The organism is Paenibacillus sp. FSL F4-0122 (assembly GCF_038002845.1).
GTDB classification, from domain to species: Bacteria; Bacillota; Bacilli; order Paenibacillales; family Paenibacillaceae; genus Paenibacillus_AQ; species Paenibacillus_AQ odorifer.
This window is the reverse complement of sequence record NZ_JBBODI010000001.1, coordinates 6,079,069-6,095,655: the sequence shown is the minus strand read 5'-3', so window position 1 is coordinate 6,095,655 and position 16,587 is coordinate 6,079,069. Positions and strand designations below refer to the sequence as shown.

Genomic DNA, 16,587 nt, shown 5'->3' with positions numbered 1-16,587 from the left:
CAACGAATTGAGAACAGTTGTCGTGATAGGCGGGGGAATTACTGGATTGTCTACCGCTTACTATTTACAGAAATCTATTGAGCATAACAAGCTAGATGTAAAAATTATTTTGGTTGAAGCCAGCGATAGACTGGGCGGCAAAATCAGAACACTAAAACAAGAAGACTTCATTATGGAGTCTGGGGCAGATTCTATGGTCACCCGCAAAACGAATGTTGCACCTCTGATTGAAGAATTGGGTATACAACATGAGGTCGTATATAACGCGACAGGAATATCCTTTATTTATACGGAAGGTAAGCTGAAGCAAATTCCTAAAGATGCAGTCTTTGGCATTCCACTCAGTATGGAGTCGCTTGCTACAACAGAACTGATCTCAGCTGAAGGAAAGGTTGAAGCACTCAAAGATTTCTACACACCCAATAATAAGTTTACGAAAAACGATTCCGTGGGTGATTTTCTAGAAGCTTTTTTAGGAAAGGAACTTGTCGAGAAGCAAATTTCACCTGTTCTTTCAGGTGTATATTCCGGGAAGTTGAGTGAACTTACAATTGCCTCGACACTGCCTTATTTGATTGATTATAAGAATGAATACGGCAGTATTATTCAGGGTTTATCCGCTAATAAAGCCAAATTTCAAGGAAATGGCGATAAGAAGTTCATGTCATTCAAGGGAGGTGTATCTGCCTTGATCGATTCTATGGAAGAACATCTTTCTAATTCGGAGATCATCAAAGGGATTCGTGCCGAGAGAATTGAGAAACGTGGAGAGCAGTACCGGGTAACTTTGGCAGATGGACGAATCATAGACTCCGATGTTGTCGTACTTGGAACGATGCATTCTACTGCACAAGCGCTACTTCAAGACGAAGAACTAAATGAAGATTTCAATCAGTTATATAATAGTTCAATGATTAGTGTATATTTAGGATTTAATATCCCTGATAGTCAGTTGCCTGCGAATGGCACAGGGTTCATCACTGCCAACAGCGATGATGTTCTATGTAATGCGTGTACGTGGACAAGTCGCAAGTGGGAGCATACGTCAGGACAACAGCGTTTGCTTGTCAGACTCTTTTATAAGAGCTCAAACCCTCATTATGATTCGTTGATCAAGCTATCTGAAGAGGAACTATTGAAGGTGGCTTTGAAAGATATACAGACCAGTCTCGGGATAACAGGACAGCCAGCTACCTATGATGTGACCAAATGGCATGATGTAATGCCAAATTACCATAAACTTCATCATCAAATTGTAGTATCCTTAGAGAAGAAGATGACAGATAGGTATCCTAATGTTATCCTTGCCGGATGCTCTTATTATGGAGTTGGTATTCCGGATTGTATTGCGAATGGAGAAAAGACAGCTGAGCGTATTTTGGAACAAGTAACTATACAATAAAAAGGAGGGTGTACAATCGTGAGAAGATTAGCGATCAGCTCTATGCAAAGTCTAGACTTATAAACAACGGCGGTTGTTTGTATAGAGCGAAAAATTGAGTTTACCGCTAGTGCAGTGTGCATGGGTTGTTTACAGAATAGACTTTGCTACCTTCAAACTCATTAAAAAGTTTAAGGAGCAGAGCGATTATGAAATATGTAAATGCAGATACGATTTTCCCAAAAGAATTATTAGAGGAAATTCAGAAATATATCAACGGTGGTATGGTTTATATCCCTAAGCCTGAAGAATCACATGTAAAATGGGGCGAAAAATCAGGGAGCAGAAAATACTTAAGATCTAGAAATATCGAAATCTGTCTAAGATTTGCTGTTGGTGCAACGGTTGACCAGCTTTCAGATGAATATTGCCTTTCTAGAGATAGTATCAAGAAAATTGTTTATTCAAAAAAATAGCTTATCATCCAAAAAAACCACGTTAGAGGAAACTCTGACGTGGTTTTTGGAATTTGATTATAATTTAATCTTAAATACCATATTTTTTCCGATATTTATTGATCCCATCTACAAACTGTCCTTCATACTTCACGCCTTCATCCATCTTTTTATTTGCGGCATTAATAGCTGTACTAGAAACCTTTGTTTTGTATAGTGCTTCTTTCATCATTGTCATTGCTTCTAATTGCAACTTAATCGCTTTTAAATAGATTTCATGTAACGCCTGCAATTCTGTATTGGGTGCTTTGATCTTTTTCGCCTCTATTACCAACTTAGTGTAATTGGGAATGATCACATTATTAAACGCTGTATAGCGTTGTTTTCTATTGTTACCTGTATCTATTCTGTTCTTTACATATGCCTCAGAGGCAATTTCGTCAAATTTAAAAATCGCTGCTATTTGATTAGAATAGGTTGTGAAATCTATTACTTCTTGTGGCGTTTTCATCTTTTCTTCATAATCTGCCTCAGATAGAACGGTAATAGGGAATCTTTCTTTAGACCAACCAGGAATGTTGAAGACTACTTCTGCAGAACCTTCTTGAACTCCTGTAATAATATAATCTGAGTAACCATCCAATTCAATGGTAAGTATAGATTCATCAGAAACTTCAGGTGTCAATTTTGCATATGTAAGACTGGTCATTTCGGCTAGTAAGCGAACTTTTATTTTTGTGGTTCCACCCACGGGAATAACATCACTAGACAAAGTAATACTCGCTTCGTTGAGCAATTTCTTATCAGCAGCAAACACAGTGGATGGCATTAATAGAGCAATAACCATAGTGCATAGTATCAAATATCGACCAAACCTTTTCATTTTCAATCATCCTTATCTATTGATTTTGTATTTACTGGTAGCAATCCCGCATTCCATAAACTTACTATTCCTCCCTGAGTTTTACTATAAAGTGTTTTTTCTCAAATACCAACTACTTTTTGTGCTTTAAATCTCTATACATCGATTGGGAATGGATTACTGAATTAAATGAAGTCAAATATAAAGATAGATAGGGCGACAACCTGTATTTTTTGATACAAGTTGTCGCCCTATCCATTAAATATGTAATGCTATACGATTTGTTTATTCATATTCAAAGAGGCTTCAAATGCATCAATTATATACAGGAATCGTTCTGCTTCTCGGAATACATGATCCGCAAGCAATGGATGGATGATGCTCTTTATTCGACATTCCTCAATAAGATCTCGTGCCGTTTTCTTAAAGTCACGGAGAGATTTAACTGAGACTTTATTCTCGTCAAGTTGCTGACTGAGCAGGGGTTTGGTTTGGGATTGAGGACGCATGGAGCTAAGATCAATAGCTTGATACAGCAAAACATCAAAGTCATGGCTGAAATTTCTTGCTTGTTCAACAAGTTGACGTTCAGAGGGGTCCAATAAATGACCAATGAATTTAGCATGGTCTGCCATTATACGTAGGAAGAATACATTTTCATTAATAATTGCGTCTGGTAAAGGATCTAACCTACCCTGATTCAGTTCTTCTAGTCGATTTCGAAAATAGTTGGCTTCCCTACTGACATGATCCACTAATAAGGGGAAGTTCGTTCCGCCTGGAAGCTTACATTGTAGAATTAGACCTAGTATTTTTCTTTTGAACGCCCAGATATGTGAAGCTGCACTATGAACTTCCTCATTAAACTTCCGTATTACTGCTGGATCAGAATCCACAGTAAATCCGAGTGATCTATTCTCTATGGCTTCGAATGTGGCATAGAAATGGTTTGCTTCATTAATTAGTTGCGTGTCTTCACAACGAAACCCTAATTTAAGAAAAAAAGAGTGTTCTTTCATGATTCGTGACCAGAATCGTATTTCATCTAGAGATCTCGAAACAAAAGGATCCGGCATATCTGAGCACACCTCCCATTTTTATACAATTATAATATGCTAGAGGTTTGTACTATATCCGCAGAAGTTAAGGCGAGTCGAGTATATAGAAGTACAGGTACGCTTAACTTAATTATCAAATATAAATGGTGACATTATATAAAAATTAATTCTAATCGAATATGGCATATAACTAGAGCGAGGTCGTAAATATACTGAGAAAAGAAGTAATTATGGAGAAGAAATTGTGGGGGATGTTGGAGATTAAGTTTGTTCCTGAACCATTGAAGATAAAAAGTTATTCTGCCATAATTTTTTAACGGAAAGTACTTACAGAGTATACAAAAGATAATGATACAGAATGTTATTTGAGTGATCTCCATTAATATATTCAAAAATTCGATAGAAGGCAGGAAGGTAACGATATGAATATCACAATCACCTTAACTGATAGTGCCTCGAAGTTTATTATTAACAACCTCTACCCACTATACTTACACGATCTATCAGAAATATGGGGGACGATTCCTAATCGATACGGGGTATTCGAGGAGGACGAGACACAGACACTGAAGGAACAGAATAAAGTCTTCGACATTTGGTGGGAGAAAGCTGGCGTTTTGTATCCTTATTTAATAAAAGAAAATGATATTCCAGTAGGATTTGCATTAGTTGCTACACCGCCTTACACACCGTCTGCTTGTGAATTCTATTTGAATGAATTTTTTATTCTACGGCCCTTCCGTGGTAAGGGAATTGCTGAATATGCAGCTAAGGAAGTCTTTAAGCTTCATTTGGGTAACTGGGAGTTGCAAACAAATCCCACGGGCACAAATGGGAGAGCACAGCATTTTTGGAGGAAAACTTTAAAAGAATACACTGGTGATAGTTATTTAGAGGAATGCGGGAAGTCATATGATGATGAATTAAAGATGATTTTTACATTTAGTAACCAATCAAAATTATCGAATCCATAAAAGGGGATTATTTCGAAGTTATGTTTAAGAATTCATTCCTAAAAGCGAAAGCTTATAAGTACAGTTCTTTGCAATATTTGGATGTTGAAGAGCTGGAACTACAGGCGCCTGAGGATATTCTTATTGATGAACCTGGTGTGTTTATATTATGTAAATCGGTTGATGAGGGTCATAATATTCACTGGGCTGCCGAGTCTACAGAATTATTTAGGACTGCACTAATAGATCTGACCAGTAAGTTTATTCAATTACCTGTGGGTGGAACTCATAGAATGTATATCGAATTTATACATCCAGATCTCATGCCAGTTATGGAGTCTTTGGGGTTCAAGATAGTTAGTCAGTTTATTGATTTCTGGAATGAGGATATCTCAAAGAAGATCACCGATCAAGCAGAATCACCATTCATAAGAAACATTGAGCCTAAAGACTATTTACAGGTTAGTATGATCACCAAAGCATGTATAAATCTTTCAAGAGGTTTCTATGGTGAAGAGTTGGATTTCATACAAACATGGAATGAATCGGATCATTCTTGTATTCTTGTAGCAGAATTGAATAAAAGCATTGTTGGAGTATGTTTATTGAACATCTACGGATTTGAAAATGAAAAGGGACCTGTGTTATGGCTTAGAGAATTAGCTGTAGATCCGAAATATCATAACCAAGGTATCGGACATAAGTTAGCTGTTGAAGGTATACGCTGGGGGAATAACAACGGCGCTAAGCGGAGTTTTCTAGCAGCAGATAAAGAAAATCGAAATGCGATCAGAATCTATAATAAATTGGGGTATAACCATAAGGACGAAGTAGGGCAGATTAATATGGCTTTAGTGCTTGGAACTGAAGAGCCGATCTAACTATCATAGTTAGATCGGCTTTTGTTGATCTTAGCTATTTGATGCGTTTAACTTGCAAATATATGCTTACCAATTTTTAAGTTTTGCGGACGTGACCAGATCCATACACTTGTTGCTGTATCCGGATTGAAATAATAGATTGAATGGTTTGTGGGGTCCCAACCCCGAACAGCATCAAGAGCAGCTAAATAAGCTGTCTGATTTGGTGTAAGCCAATACTGGCCGTCAGATACGGCTGTGAAAGCTCCTTTTTGGAATACAACTTCTTTAATATTATTTGGAAATTGACTTGATTGTATACGATTCATGACTACTGCACCCACTGCAACTTGTCCAACATAAGGCTCACCGCGAGACTCACTGTAGATAACTTTAGCCAAAATATCCATTTCATTAATATTAAGCGTGTGTTTTTTTAAAATATTCCAAGTTTTTGTCCCCGAAATTCCATCAGCGCTTATTCCATAGGCCTTTTGAAATCTAGCAACCGCTGCTTTCGTTTGTGATCCGTATACCCCATCTAAGGGCTCAGTGTAGAAATCAAGGGTTTTTAATCTATATTGTAGATCCCATACATCTCCTGAAGAACTTCCTATGGTTAATACCGGAGCTGCATTAGCAGAACCGATCATAGTAGCCATGCTCACCAGACCCAAAAGAAGCAACAAAGTGAATATTTTAGTCTTCATTATAGTAGCCTCCTTTCAGAAAACATTATAAATATAGTTTAATCATTGAGACAACACTCATTTAATGGAAAATAAATTACTGTTTTACAAACTGTAAATCCTTAGTTCAGTTTGTGATTTTCTGAAATGGGTAAAATAATACTTATAGGCAGATAAAATTTCGGAGGTCTTTTATATGAAAAAGCAATTATTTCTACTAGTCGTCGCAGCTGCTTTCAGCTTAAGTGCTTGTAGTAATGACAATAGCTATGGCAATCAAATGTCTTCTAACGATACACAAATGGAACATAACTCACATTCAAGTTCAGGTGAAGTTCCAAAAGATCTGAGGGTAGCGGAGAATCCTACTTACAAAGTAGGAAGTGAAGCTGTGATCCAAACTGACCATATGGAAGGGATGAAGGGAGCCATTGCGACAATTGTGGGAGCTTATGAGACGACAGCATATAATGTTTCCTATAGACCTACTACAGGAGGTCAGCCGGTCACAAATCATAAGTGGATTATTCATGAAGAAATAAAAGAAGCAGATGATATATCCTATCAACCAGGCTCAGAGGTTATTATGGAATCTGATCATATGAAGGATATGAAGGGTGCAACGGCTCAGATTAACTCCGCAGAAAAAACCACTGTCTATATGATTAATTACAAACCTACTACGGGTGGAGATGAAGTGAAAAATCATAAGTGGGTAACAGAAGATGAGCTTTCACCTGTAAAATAATAGATCAACACAAAAACTGCAACTTACTCAGTTACGCATGAGTACGTTGCAGTTTTTGTTGTTTTATAATCAGCTTCAAAGTAATTTGCGGTTAGGCTTTATCCACTGCAAGTTTTGAAGATTTCATGTTTGACGGGTCCTGTTCAGCTTCTTCAGGAACTGGCATTTGGTTAGAAGTACGAAGTGGAAGCTCCTTCAGGAAGAAGACAAGCACGAAAGCTACAACAAGCACAATGGTCCCGGTTAAGAACACGGATGACAATGTCTGTCCTAAAGCGTCACGGATACCCTCAATCATTTGTAAGAAGATAGGCTGTACATCGGTTGGCAGACTAGCTTGAGTCTGTTCAAGCAATGGTTTGTTCATTAATGCCTGTGGATTAGCGAAGGAGAGCATTTGCTCAGCAAGTTTTGGATCTATCTGTGTGAAATCCGGTGCTGATGACGATTGCAGAGCTTCCTTCAAGTTTTTGGTAAGACTATTTGACATAACGGTACCCATGACTGCGATACCGATCGTACCGCCTAAATTACGGAATAATTGTGAGGAGGCCGTTACTACACCCAGTTCTGTGTGTGAAACCGCATTTTGAGTAGCTAGTGAGAATACTGGCATTCCCAATCCTAACCCAAGACCAAACACAATCATACTTAGGACAGCCATCGGTACATTATTCATAAATACCATAATTGTCATACCAGCAATCATAATGGGTATTCCAATTAATGCGTAACGTTTATACTTCCCTTTTTTCGCCATCTTTTGTCCGGTAAGGGCACTGGCTACAACCATAACGATCGACATTGGCATAGTAACATACCCTGCATATGTCGCGGAGATCCCCAGAACACCTTGTACGAAGAAGGAAAGATAGATCATAGCTCCCATCATACCGAAGTTCATAATAAAACCAATAATATTAGATATGGTAACTACGCTATTCTTAAATAGATGAAGCGGAAGAATTGGATTTTTAGCTTTGGATTCGACCAAAATAAAGAGAAGTGCCGAAACGACCGTTCCCGCCAACAGGCCGAGAATTTGCGAAGAACCCCAATCATATTCTGTACCTGCCCAGGTGAAGGCAAGCAGTAGAGGCACGATGGTAGTTGTCATTAGCAAGGAACCTAAATAGTCGATGCTGGTTGACTCCCCGCGTTTGCCTTTAGGAAATAAGGTAAGAATCATCACGAAGGCTACTACACCAAGCGGTAGGAAGATCCAGAACAGCCAATGCCAATCCATATTGTCAATCAAAAAGCCTCCAAGCGTTGGTCCAAGCACACTGGAGAAGCCGAATACTGCCATCATCAACCCCATCCATTTACCACGTTCACGCGGAGGGAATAAGTCACCTACGGCAGTAAATGCGGTGGATTGAATAATACCTGCACCTACCCCTTGAATCCCACGGTAAATGATAAATTGATAAACATCGGAAGATGTACCTGTCAGAAAAGCCCCAACCATAAATAAGAGAATACCTGCTAATAGAAAGGGTTTACGTCCGAACATATCAGATAACTTACCGACAAGAACGGTTGCTATTGTTGATGTTAATAAATAAATGTTAATAGTCCAAGTATAGTAATCCATGCCATCAAGAATTGCGATTATACGCGGCATAGCAGTACTTGTAATTGTCTGATTAATCGCTGCGAACAGCATTGCAGCCATTATTGCTATCATAATACTAAGTTTTCGTTTGCTGGATAAATGTTCCATTTGATTGTTTCCCCGCCACTTTTTAAATTTTATCTCTTGTCTAAATCAGAAATTATTACTGCGAAAATTCTTCTTAAATGCTCAATATCCTCATCGGGCAGTATCTTAAAGTAAGATTCCATAAGTTCTTGATGGCGTTCCTGCACCTCTTTAATCGTTGCTTCTCCTTTCTGCGTAATGGTGATGTGGACAACCCTTCGATCATCTTTGGCGCGTTCCTTATTTACGTAATCTTCAGCGATTAATTGGTCTGTTACGCCTGTAATTGCTGCTGAGGTAATACCCAGAGCTGCAGCAATCTGTGATACGTTTTGTGGACCGTTCTTAGATAAAGTCCTGAGGGTTTTGAACTGTGTAATATTTAAGGGGTAGTCTTGTTTGTTCCAATCTTGGGAGATTCCTTTTAAAAAGGATTTGAACATAGTAGAAATCTGAAGAAAATCTTCATTATTAGCCAAATCACGCCTCCTAAAGTTATGAAATAGGGCGGAATAAGTAATTCCATTAAATTTTAGATAACAACTAAATGATTAACTACTTAATTATTAAAGCGTGAAACAATATATCATCCTTTTTTATATCTCGTCAAGAAAAGGTTTGTTTTTTTCGAATGAAATAGAGTGTTGTTGTTGAAGTTCGTTCCTGAGCTAATGAATTATTTGTTATACTGTGTATAGTTATCTTTATTATTATTTCATTAAAAAGGAGCATTTATTTGAATCTAGCAACTCCTATAACACCTATTCAACTTATGCAAGTACTTCTAAACGTTTCTGTGATTCGCCCTGTTTTTATCTGGGGGGCGCCTGGTATTGGGAAATCTTCGCTAGTAGAAGCTTTTGCTGATCAGGTGGGTCTTCCTTGTGTGTCACTATTAGGTTCTCAATTAGCACCTGAAGACATCATTGGAGTCCCGCAAATCGTTAACGGTAAGAGCCAATTCTGTCCTCCAAAAATGATTGCTCGGGATGAACCATATTGTTTGTTCCTAGACGAGCTTAATGCCTGTTCTCAAGAGGTGCAAAAAGCTTTTTATAGTCTCATCCACGAACGCCGCATCGGCGATTATCAACTACCTGAGGGCTCTATAGTAATAGGAGCTGGTAACCGTGCACAAGATAGTGCAATTGTTAAACCTATGTCCTCCGCGCTTATCAATCGGATGTTCCATATACAGTTAAATGTATCGTTTCAGAATTGGCTCTCTTGGGCATATGAGCATAGCATTCATCCTATGGTTATTGAATATCTGGAATTGCGTCCCGATCATTTGTGGAGTGCACCTCCAAAGACTGAAGAGCCTTTCTCCACGCCACGCTCTTGGCATATGCTTAGTGATGCACTACATGAGTTTGGCGATGATATAAATGTGGATACCGTGGGGATTTTAGCGAATGGTTCACTGACACCTTCTCACGCCACACAATTCAGGGCTTTTTATAAAAATCTAACTGGAAAATATGAACTTAATCAAATTATAGATGGTAAATCCTCATTTCCAACGGCTCCAGAAGATCGGGATCTCCTGTATTTCCTGGCGCAATCCTTGCGTGCCCAGATTATCAAAGAACTCCCTCCGATTAAAGATAACGTACGAGATGGACATCGCCAATTTGCACACACGGTTAAAAAGCTGATTAAAGACCTGTCCGTCATTAGCTTCGAAATTGCACAGCTAGTAGTTGCTAAGCAGGAGCAAAGTGATAATATTCCAGATTGGTTAATGGTTGAAATTGTACGTGATTTACCACGTCTTGCAATAAAAGAGCGGGGGTAAATATGGCTAAAAAAACAACTCCAGATAATCCCGCTTTGAAAAATTTTAATGAAGCATGTTCGTTAATCGCGGATCATCCTATTTTTGCGCCGTTATCTGTTCGAGCTTCGATTATCCATAATGAAAATAGTCCCTATCCAGAAGACGGCTGGGCAATTGTCACTAATAACGGTTATATTTACACTCATCCTAAACGGCGTGGCGAGGTTGCTGAATGGATGTACGTTTTGGCACATTGTTTTCTTCATTTAGGTCTTGGACATTTAAAGATTAAAGAGAATCAAGTGGCGTGGAACGTTGCATGTGATGTGTACATAGCAAAGTTTTTAAATGACTTGAAGTTTGGGAAAGTACCCGCAGATATGGAGTCGCGAATTGATCTTACAATTAAAGATGAACAACAGCTTTACGAGCAATTTATGATAAAAGGAATTCCGGACAACTCCAGATATTTTGGGACTGCGGGTGTTTCAAAGCCGGACATGAATGTTCGAGAAACCACCAAAAGATACTGGGGAAAAGCGCCGGATTGGGAAGCCTATTTTGCTTATGGGTTATCTAATGCTGTGACGAATGCAGTAAGTGTTGCTGGAGGACATGCTAATACTATTAGTGACCCTGCACTTTCTTTAACAGCTCCACAACGGGCAAAACGATGGTTTATGGACAGATATCCTTTATTAGGAGCGCTTGCCGCCGGCTTTGAGATTATAGAAGATCCAGCGATATGTCGGCGATTAGATATTTCCATAGCTGCCATTGACGTTATTGATCGCAAAATATTCATGAACCCTGCAGCTGGACTAAACGATGAGGAGTGTATTTTCGTGATGGCGCATGAGCTTCTGCATGCAGGGCTTCAGCATCACGAGCGGTGTCTTGGCCGGGATCATTATCTTTGGAATGTGGCTTGTGACTACGTTATAAATTTATGGCTAGTGGAAATGAGTGTAGGGGAGTATCCGCGAATTGGACTCTTATTAGATCCTGAGCTTAAAGGTTTATCTGCTGAAACGATTTATGATCGTATGGTCGGAGATATCCGCACTTATAAGAAACTGGCAACCTTGAGAGGGAATGGACTCGGTGACATTTTAGATAACGGTTCATCAAGTTTTTGGGATGCGAGAGAAGGACAAACGTTAGATGATTTCTGTAAAAATGCTATGCAACAGGGACTTATGTATCATGAAGAGCAAAGTCGCGGTCTTTTGCCATCAGGCCTAGTTGAAGAGATTAGAGCGCTGGGCCAGCCACCTATTAAATGGGATGTAGAGCTTGCTCGGTGGTTTGATCATTATTTTTCACCGCTTGAGAAGACCAGATCTTATTCACGAATTAGCAGACGTCAATCTTCTACGCCTGATATCCCTCGACCACAGTGGGTTCATAGCGGTGCTGCAGATGATGGCCGTACTTTTGGAGTTATTTTAGATACCTCAGGCTCAATGGATAAAAAACTTCTGGCCAAAGCATTAGGGGCCATTTCAAGTTATGCGCAGGCTCGTGATGTTCCTTTTGCACGGATTATCTTTTGTGATGCTTGTCCTTATGATGCAGGTTACATGCCCCCCGAGGCTATCGCGGATCGGGTACAAGTGAAGGGAAGAGGGGGAACGATCTTACAACCAGCTATTGATTTGATTCAACAAGCTGAGGATTTCCCGAAAAAAGGACCGCTTCTAATTATTACAGATGGTTATTGTGACAAGCTGATCCTTAAAAGAGACCATGCTTATATTTTGCCCAAGGGTAATGACTTGCCTTTCTCACCCAAAGGACCTGTATTCAGAATTAATTAGGGCTTAGAATAAATTTAGAGCGAGGTAACAATGGATATGAATCCCCCCAAACATATTCTTTCAGCAGCTACAGTTGTATTCAATGATCAAGAAGAAATCTTATTAATAAAAGGTCCACGTAGAGGCTGGGAGATGCCAGGCGGACAGGTTGAAGAGGAGGAGTCCCTTATAGAAGCAGCAATCAGGGAAGCCAAAGAAGAATCGGGCATTGATATAGAGATTAATAAGTTCTGCGGAGTTTTTCAAAATGTTAATCGATCTATTTGTACTAACCTATTTCTAGGGAAAGCCATCGGCGGCGAACCTGCTACTAGTTCCGAGAGCTTAGAAGTTGGTTTTTTCTCGATAGAACAAGCATTGGAAATGGTCACATGGAAAAACCTCAGACTGCGGCTGGAGTATTGTCTAAATGATGAGGTACAGCCTTTTTACGTAGAGTTACGGGGTACAGAAGTTGAAGAAATTATATTTAAATTAGAAAACCAGCAAACTTTTTAGAGGTCCTCCTGCGTCCTAGCTAATGAGTGTCATCGGAAGGCACTTATAAATAGAGATGGAGGATGACGAGATATGAACAAAAGAACAAAAAATCTATTTAAAATGAGTGCAGTTGGATGTGTAGCCATTATGGGAGTGAGTGCAGCTTCTTTACCGGTTCATGCTATGGTTCCCACACAAGTAACAGCTAATGTTTCTGCGGCTTTACCGTCCAAGGCACCAGCTCTTGCTGGCATTAAAGTGCAAGAAAAAGTACTTAACACAACAAGTAAATACCTGATTGCAGATTTAAAAGTACCACAGCTAACAGGAATGCTGGATACTCATTATCAAGATGAACTGAACGATATTATCCTCTCTCATGCTGAAAAGGATCTGGCACAGTGGGAGAAAGACGCCGCAGAAATGGGCAAAAAAGCACAGGCTGATCAAATGGAATTTCATCCTTATACTCTTTACATTACTTATGATCTGAAATCAGATGGAACAGGTTCTCCAGCAGGTGTTATCTCCTTGACTGTTACTACTGAAGGCTCTGAAGGTGGAACAAGCATGCCGCGGATCGATACTTATAATGTGAAAAATATAGCTGAGGCAGAACCTGTTACACTAACGGATCTACTGGGCGCTAACTACAAAGAGAAGCTCGATGCAGACATTCTGGCAGAAATTAAAAAGGATTCAGATAAGTATTTCTTAGAAGAGTACACAGGAACTTCAACTGAGCAGTCGTTCTATATCGATAAAGGTAACTTAGTAATCGTATTCCCTAAATACAGCATTGCACCAGGTTATGTAGGTTCACCAGAGTTTCGGTTCAGCTTAAATCATAGTTCAACGGATACAACTAAGCTAGATTTGAAAAAAGTAGCTACTTTCACGAATAAGAAAGGCGTGCGCATGGTATCGCTTCGTGATGTGGCCAGTCAACTAAACTATGAATTGAAATGGAATCAGTCTACCAAAACCGCTGAATTGATGAAAGGTGCACAGTGGACAAGTGTTACGCTTAACAAAGATTCATACTTTTTCGCAAAAATGACTCCTAAAGCTTTAGGTGCTGCACCTGTTCTGCAAGATAACAAAACCTATGTACCTGTTCAATTTGTATCAGAAATTCTACAGGTTGAAGTTCAGAAATAACCTTTTAGAAGTTTGTGAAAGTAGTTAGATTTTTTAAAAACATCCCGCAGGGTAATTCTTGCGCGGGTGTTTTTTTACTTTTGATAACAGAATAACCAGTTAAAAGAACTTTTTGTGCTACTCCTGCGTCCTGCCTATGAACAACAAATTAAGGGTAAGGACTGAAACAGAATGAATGACAACAAGCGTTATATGCCTGGAATTGATGGACTAAGAGCTTTTTCTGTACTCGCTGTCATAGCCTATCATTTGAATTTGAAATGGGCTGGGGGTGGACTGCTGGGAGTGGGAATCTTTTTTGTGATCTCGGGTTATCTCATCACAGACCAAATCATTAACCAATGGGAGCGTCATCGAAGATTGGACCTTCTGGACTTTTGGATACGTAGAGCACGGAGGTTGCTGCCGGCGACGATAGTCATGCTGATCGTTGTCACCTTATGGCTCTTAATCATAGATCCCACGAGATTAAATGGGCTGACAGGAGATTTCATGTCATCACTATTTTACGTTAATAACTGGTGGTTAATATTTCATGATGTTTCGTACTTCGAAAGCTTTGGACCTCCTTCACCGATCGGACATTTATGGTCACTTTCTATTGAAGAACAGTTTTATATTCTATGGCCGCTGCTGCTCGTATTAGGACTAAAGATCATACCTCGTCGAGGTAAACTTACTGCCTGGATTCTGGCTTGTGCTGCTGTCTCAGCTTTAGCCATGGCTATGTTCTATGTACCGGGCACAGATCCAAGCAGGGTCTATTATGGAACAGATACTCGCATATTTGCACTTCTAGTTGGAGCGGCGCTTGCCGTTGCATGGCCTAGTCAGAAACTTAAAAATACAGTCACAGAAAGATCTCGTTATATGTTTGATATCATTGGTGCTCTGGGACTGCTGGTATTAATGGTGCTAGTTTACCGGATTAACGAATTTGATGAATCACTATATCGTGGTGGATTTTTGATCATTTCTATCATTACTGCAGTAGTGATTGCCGTGCTTGCTCATCCTGCCAGTTCTCTTGGCCGGAAAATAGGCTGCAAACCTTTGCGATGGATAGGTGTACGTTCATATAGCTTATACCTTTGGCATTATCCCGTAATTATTCTTACCAGCCCTAATGGGAATCCAGATGAGAGCGGCGTGCTTCGTATTATCCTTCAGTTAGCAGGAAGTTTTCTACTGGCAGCCTTATCATACAAATATGTGGAGGAGCCGCTCCGGCGGAAATCATTAAGAAACATTTGGAACCATTGGAGTGCGAAACAACGCCGCAGCTACCGCCCAGTCTTTCTTATGACCATGATCTTTTTGATTCTTATTCCGATTGCCTGCAATGGATATTTATCCAATGCTGAATCTGACACGCCTACAATCGAAGTTGCAGATAAGCAGAATGTACAGCAAGAAGGAACAGCGCAAGATCCAATAGATCACAACTCATTGGCACCACCCGTAGAAAAAGATACGACGGATGTTGAGAAGCAAAAACCTGACACTGAAGAGAAACAAGCTGAACCAGAAAGAAACATAGCGATAACCGAAAAAAATCAAACCGGAAAGAATATTACGGCCATTGGCGATTCTGTCATTTTGGATGCGGCACCATTTTTGGTAGAAAGTCTCCCTGGTATTGTTATCGATGGAAAGGTCGGCAGACAGATGCTGCAGGCACAGGAGGTGGTTGATCAGCTTAGAGCAGAAGGACGGTTAGGGAAGCGGATGATCATAGAGCTGGGGACGAATGGAGCTTTTAACTCCAAGCAATTACGTAAACTATTAAACTCGTTAAGCGATGCGGAGCAGATTATTTTGGTCAATACACGTGTGCCGAGAAAGTGGGAGCAGACTGTGAATTCCACCCTTTCAAAAGTTTCCAGTGAATTCAGGAATACGACCATAGTAGACTGGTACTCAGCTAGTGAAGGAAAAGACGACTACTTCTACAAAGATGGTGTTCATCTGAAACGTGAGGGTGCCAAGTATTATGCATCAATTCTAATTAAAGCTTTGGAAAAAGAAAATAAATAATTTATTTGGAATCTCCAAACTTTTTTATACTCACCAAACGTCTTACTCCTGTTACAACACCAGATCACAAACAGAGAAGGATAATCGACCATGTTGAATAGGAAAACCGAGAAAATATTGACGCGATGTATCAAAGAAAACAAAGAAAATGTATACCGGCTTGCTTACAGTTATGTGAAAAACAAAGAGGATGCCCTCGACATTGTGCAGGATTCTATTTATAAAGCGATGACACGGATGGATTTGCTAAAGGATCACGATGCCGTGAAAAGCTGGTTTTACAGGATTGTCGTGAATACTTCCTTAGACTTTTTGCGCAGAAACAAGAAGGTTCAGACGATGGAGCCAGAGATAATAGAAACCTATAGTCCGGCTGTTGAGGATAACTATACAGATATGGATTTGAAAAGAACACTGGAAGAGCTGCCGGCGAAATACCGAAGTGTGATCGTGCTTAGATATTTTGAGGATATGAAGATTAATGAAGTGGCTGAAGTTCTTAATGAGAACACCAATACAATAAAGACAAGGCTGTATCAGGCCCTTCAGTTATTGCGAGTGAAGCTGGATGATGAAGCCTTAAAGGAGATAAAGTAAG

16 protein-coding genes are annotated in these 16,587 nt (G+C 39.6%); 11 read left to right on the top strand and 5 right to left on the bottom strand.

Annotated elements, in window-relative coordinates; genetic code table 11:
• Positions 1-7: 7 nt before the first annotated feature.
• Together MHH49_RS26580 and MHH49_RS26575 are read left to right on the top strand one after the other, a co-directional pair.
• A complete protein-coding gene (locus MHH49_RS26580; protein ID WP_341138660.1) occupies positions 8-1,402 on the top strand; it encodes a protoporphyrinogen oxidase in 1,395 nt (464 codons plus the stop codon).
• 188 nt (positions 1,403-1,590) lie between these two features.
• A complete protein-coding gene (locus MHH49_RS26575) occupies positions 1,591-1,857 on the top strand; it encodes a CD3324 family protein (protein WP_038570858.1) in 267 nt (88 codons plus the stop codon).
• Between the two features lie 70 nt (positions 1,858-1,927).
• On the opposite strand, the gene MHH49_RS26570 is transcribed toward MHH49_RS26575, so the two are convergent.
• Entirely contained in the window at positions 1,928-2,719 is a 792-nt protein-coding gene (locus tag MHH49_RS26570) for a hypothetical protein (RefSeq protein WP_076099294.1), read from the bottom strand.
• 251 nt (positions 2,720-2,970) lie between these two features.
• Positions 2,971-3,774 carry a DUF2935 domain-containing protein gene (locus tag MHH49_RS26565; RefSeq protein ID WP_036678028.1) on the bottom strand — a complete coding sequence of 268 codons (804 nt, stop codon included), beginning with the start codon at positions 3,772-3,774 and terminating at the stop codon, positions 2,971-2,973.
• Positions 3,775-4,178: 404 nt separating this feature from the next.
• Between MHH49_RS26565 and MHH49_RS26560 the strand changes: the two genes are divergently transcribed.
• Both MHH49_RS26560 and MHH49_RS26555 read left to right on the top strand, forming a co-directional pair.
• A complete protein-coding gene (locus MHH49_RS26560; RefSeq protein ID WP_326047999.1) occupies positions 4,179-4,730 on the top strand; it encodes a GNAT family N-acetyltransferase in 552 nt (183 codons plus the stop codon).
• Positions 4,731-4,750: 20 nt separating this feature from the next.
• On the top strand, positions 4,751-5,590 hold the full coding sequence (locus MHH49_RS26555) for a GNAT family N-acetyltransferase (RefSeq protein WP_094901318.1): 840 nt from the start codon (positions 4,751-4,753) through the stop codon (positions 5,588-5,590).
• A 47-nt stretch (positions 5,591-5,637) separates the two neighbouring features.
• Here the strand turns inward: MHH49_RS26555 and sleB are convergent, their stop codons facing one another.
• Complete coding sequence (gene sleB / locus MHH49_RS26550) at positions 5,638-6,279, bottom strand: spore cortex-lytic enzyme (protein WP_094901316.1); 642 nt, start codon at positions 6,277-6,279, stop codon at positions 5,638-5,640.
• 175 nt (positions 6,280-6,454) lie between these two features.
• On the opposite strand from sleB, the gene MHH49_RS26545 reads away from it, so the two are divergent.
• Positions 6,455-7,006 carry a YdhK family protein gene (locus tag MHH49_RS26545; RefSeq protein ID WP_076105643.1) on the top strand — a complete coding sequence of 184 codons (552 nt, stop codon included), beginning with the start codon at positions 6,455-6,457 and terminating at the stop codon, positions 7,004-7,006.
• 91 nt (positions 7,007-7,097) lie between these two features.
• Here the strand turns inward: MHH49_RS26545 and MHH49_RS26540 are convergent, their stop codons facing one another.
• Positions 7,098-8,732, bottom strand: coding sequence for an MDR family MFS transporter (locus MHH49_RS26540; protein WP_076099291.1), 1,635 nt, complete (start codon positions 8,730-8,732; stop codon positions 7,098-7,100).
• A 29-nt stretch (positions 8,733-8,761) separates the two neighbouring features.
• Entirely contained in the window at positions 8,762-9,190 is a 429-nt protein-coding gene (locus tag MHH49_RS26535) for a MarR family winged helix-turn-helix transcriptional regulator (RefSeq protein WP_036678010.1), read from the bottom strand.
• Between the two features lie 257 nt (positions 9,191-9,447).
• Here MHH49_RS26535 and MHH49_RS26530 point away from each other — a divergent pair, with 257 nt between their 5' ends.
• The 6 genes from MHH49_RS26530 to MHH49_RS26505 all read left to right on the top strand — a co-directional run bounded on the left by MHH49_RS26530 (position 9,448) and on the right by MHH49_RS26505 (position 16,586).
• Positions 9,448-10,509 carry an AAA family ATPase gene (locus tag MHH49_RS26530; protein ID WP_076099290.1) on the top strand — a complete coding sequence of 354 codons (1,062 nt, stop codon included), beginning with the start codon at positions 9,448-9,450 and terminating at the stop codon, positions 10,507-10,509.
• A 2-nt stretch (positions 10,510-10,511) separates the two neighbouring features.
• On the top strand, positions 10,512-12,311 hold the full coding sequence (locus MHH49_RS26525) for a vWA domain-containing protein (protein WP_036678006.1): 1,800 nt from the start codon (positions 10,512-10,514) through the stop codon (positions 12,309-12,311).
• A gap of 36 nt (positions 12,312-12,347) precedes the next feature.
• Positions 12,348-12,809, top strand: coding sequence for an NUDIX hydrolase (locus MHH49_RS26520; RefSeq protein ID WP_076099361.1), 462 nt, complete (start codon positions 12,348-12,350; stop codon positions 12,807-12,809).
• 72 nt (positions 12,810-12,881) lie between these two features.
• Positions 12,882-13,952, top strand: coding sequence for a stalk domain-containing protein (locus MHH49_RS26515; protein WP_076316222.1), 1,071 nt, complete (start codon positions 12,882-12,884; stop codon positions 13,950-13,952).
• Positions 13,953-14,123: 171 nt separating this feature from the next.
• Positions 14,124-15,989, top strand: coding sequence for an acyltransferase family protein (locus MHH49_RS26510; RefSeq protein ID WP_341138659.1), 1,866 nt, complete (start codon positions 14,124-14,126; stop codon positions 15,987-15,989).
• A 90-nt stretch (positions 15,990-16,079) separates the two neighbouring features.
• Entirely contained in the window at positions 16,080-16,586 is a 507-nt protein-coding gene (locus MHH49_RS26505) for an RNA polymerase sigma factor (RefSeq protein ID WP_036678001.1), read from the top strand.
• The last annotated feature ends 1 nt before the right edge of the window (position 16,587 follow it).

Coding starts and splice junctions, on each gene's coding strand:
- MHH49_RS26575 (WP_038570858.1), top strand. CDS start 1,591: ATGAAATATGTAAATGCAGATACGATTTTCCCAAAAGAATTATTAGAG.
- MHH49_RS26570 (WP_076099294.1), bottom strand. CDS start 2,719: ATGAAAAGGTTTGGTCGATATTTGATACTATGCACTATGGTTATTGCT.
- MHH49_RS26565 (WP_036678028.1), bottom strand. CDS start 3,774: ATGCCGGATCCTTTTGTTTCGAGATCTCTAGATGAAATACGATTCTGG.
- MHH49_RS26560 (WP_326047999.1), top strand. CDS start 4,179: ATGAATATCACAATCACCTTAACTGATAGTGCCTCGAAGTTTATTATT.
- MHH49_RS26555 (WP_094901318.1), top strand. CDS start 4,751: ATGTTTAAGAATTCATTCCTAAAAGCGAAAGCTTATAAGTACAGTTCT.
- sleB (WP_094901316.1), bottom strand. CDS start 6,279: ATGAAGACTAAAATATTCACTTTGTTGCTTCTTTTGGGTCTGGTGAGC.
- MHH49_RS26545 (WP_076105643.1), top strand. CDS start 6,455: ATGAAAAAGCAATTATTTCTACTAGTCGTCGCAGCTGCTTTCAGCTTA.
- MHH49_RS26540 (WP_076099291.1), bottom strand. CDS start 8,732: ATGGAACATTTATCCAGCAAACGAAAACTTAGTATTATGATAGCAATA.
- MHH49_RS26525 (WP_036678006.1), top strand. CDS start 10,512: ATGGCTAAAAAAACAACTCCAGATAATCCCGCTTTGAAAAATTTTAAT.
- MHH49_RS26520 (WP_076099361.1), top strand. CDS start 12,348: ATGAATCCCCCCAAACATATTCTTTCAGCAGCTACAGTTGTATTCAAT.
- MHH49_RS26515 (WP_076316222.1), top strand. CDS start 12,882: ATGAACAAAAGAACAAAAAATCTATTTAAAATGAGTGCAGTTGGATGT.
- MHH49_RS26510 (WP_341138659.1), top strand. CDS start 14,124: ATGAATGACAACAAGCGTTATATGCCTGGAATTGATGGACTAAGAGCT.
- MHH49_RS26505 (WP_036678001.1), top strand. CDS start 16,080: ATGTTGAATAGGAAAACCGAGAAAATATTGACGCGATGTATCAAAGAA.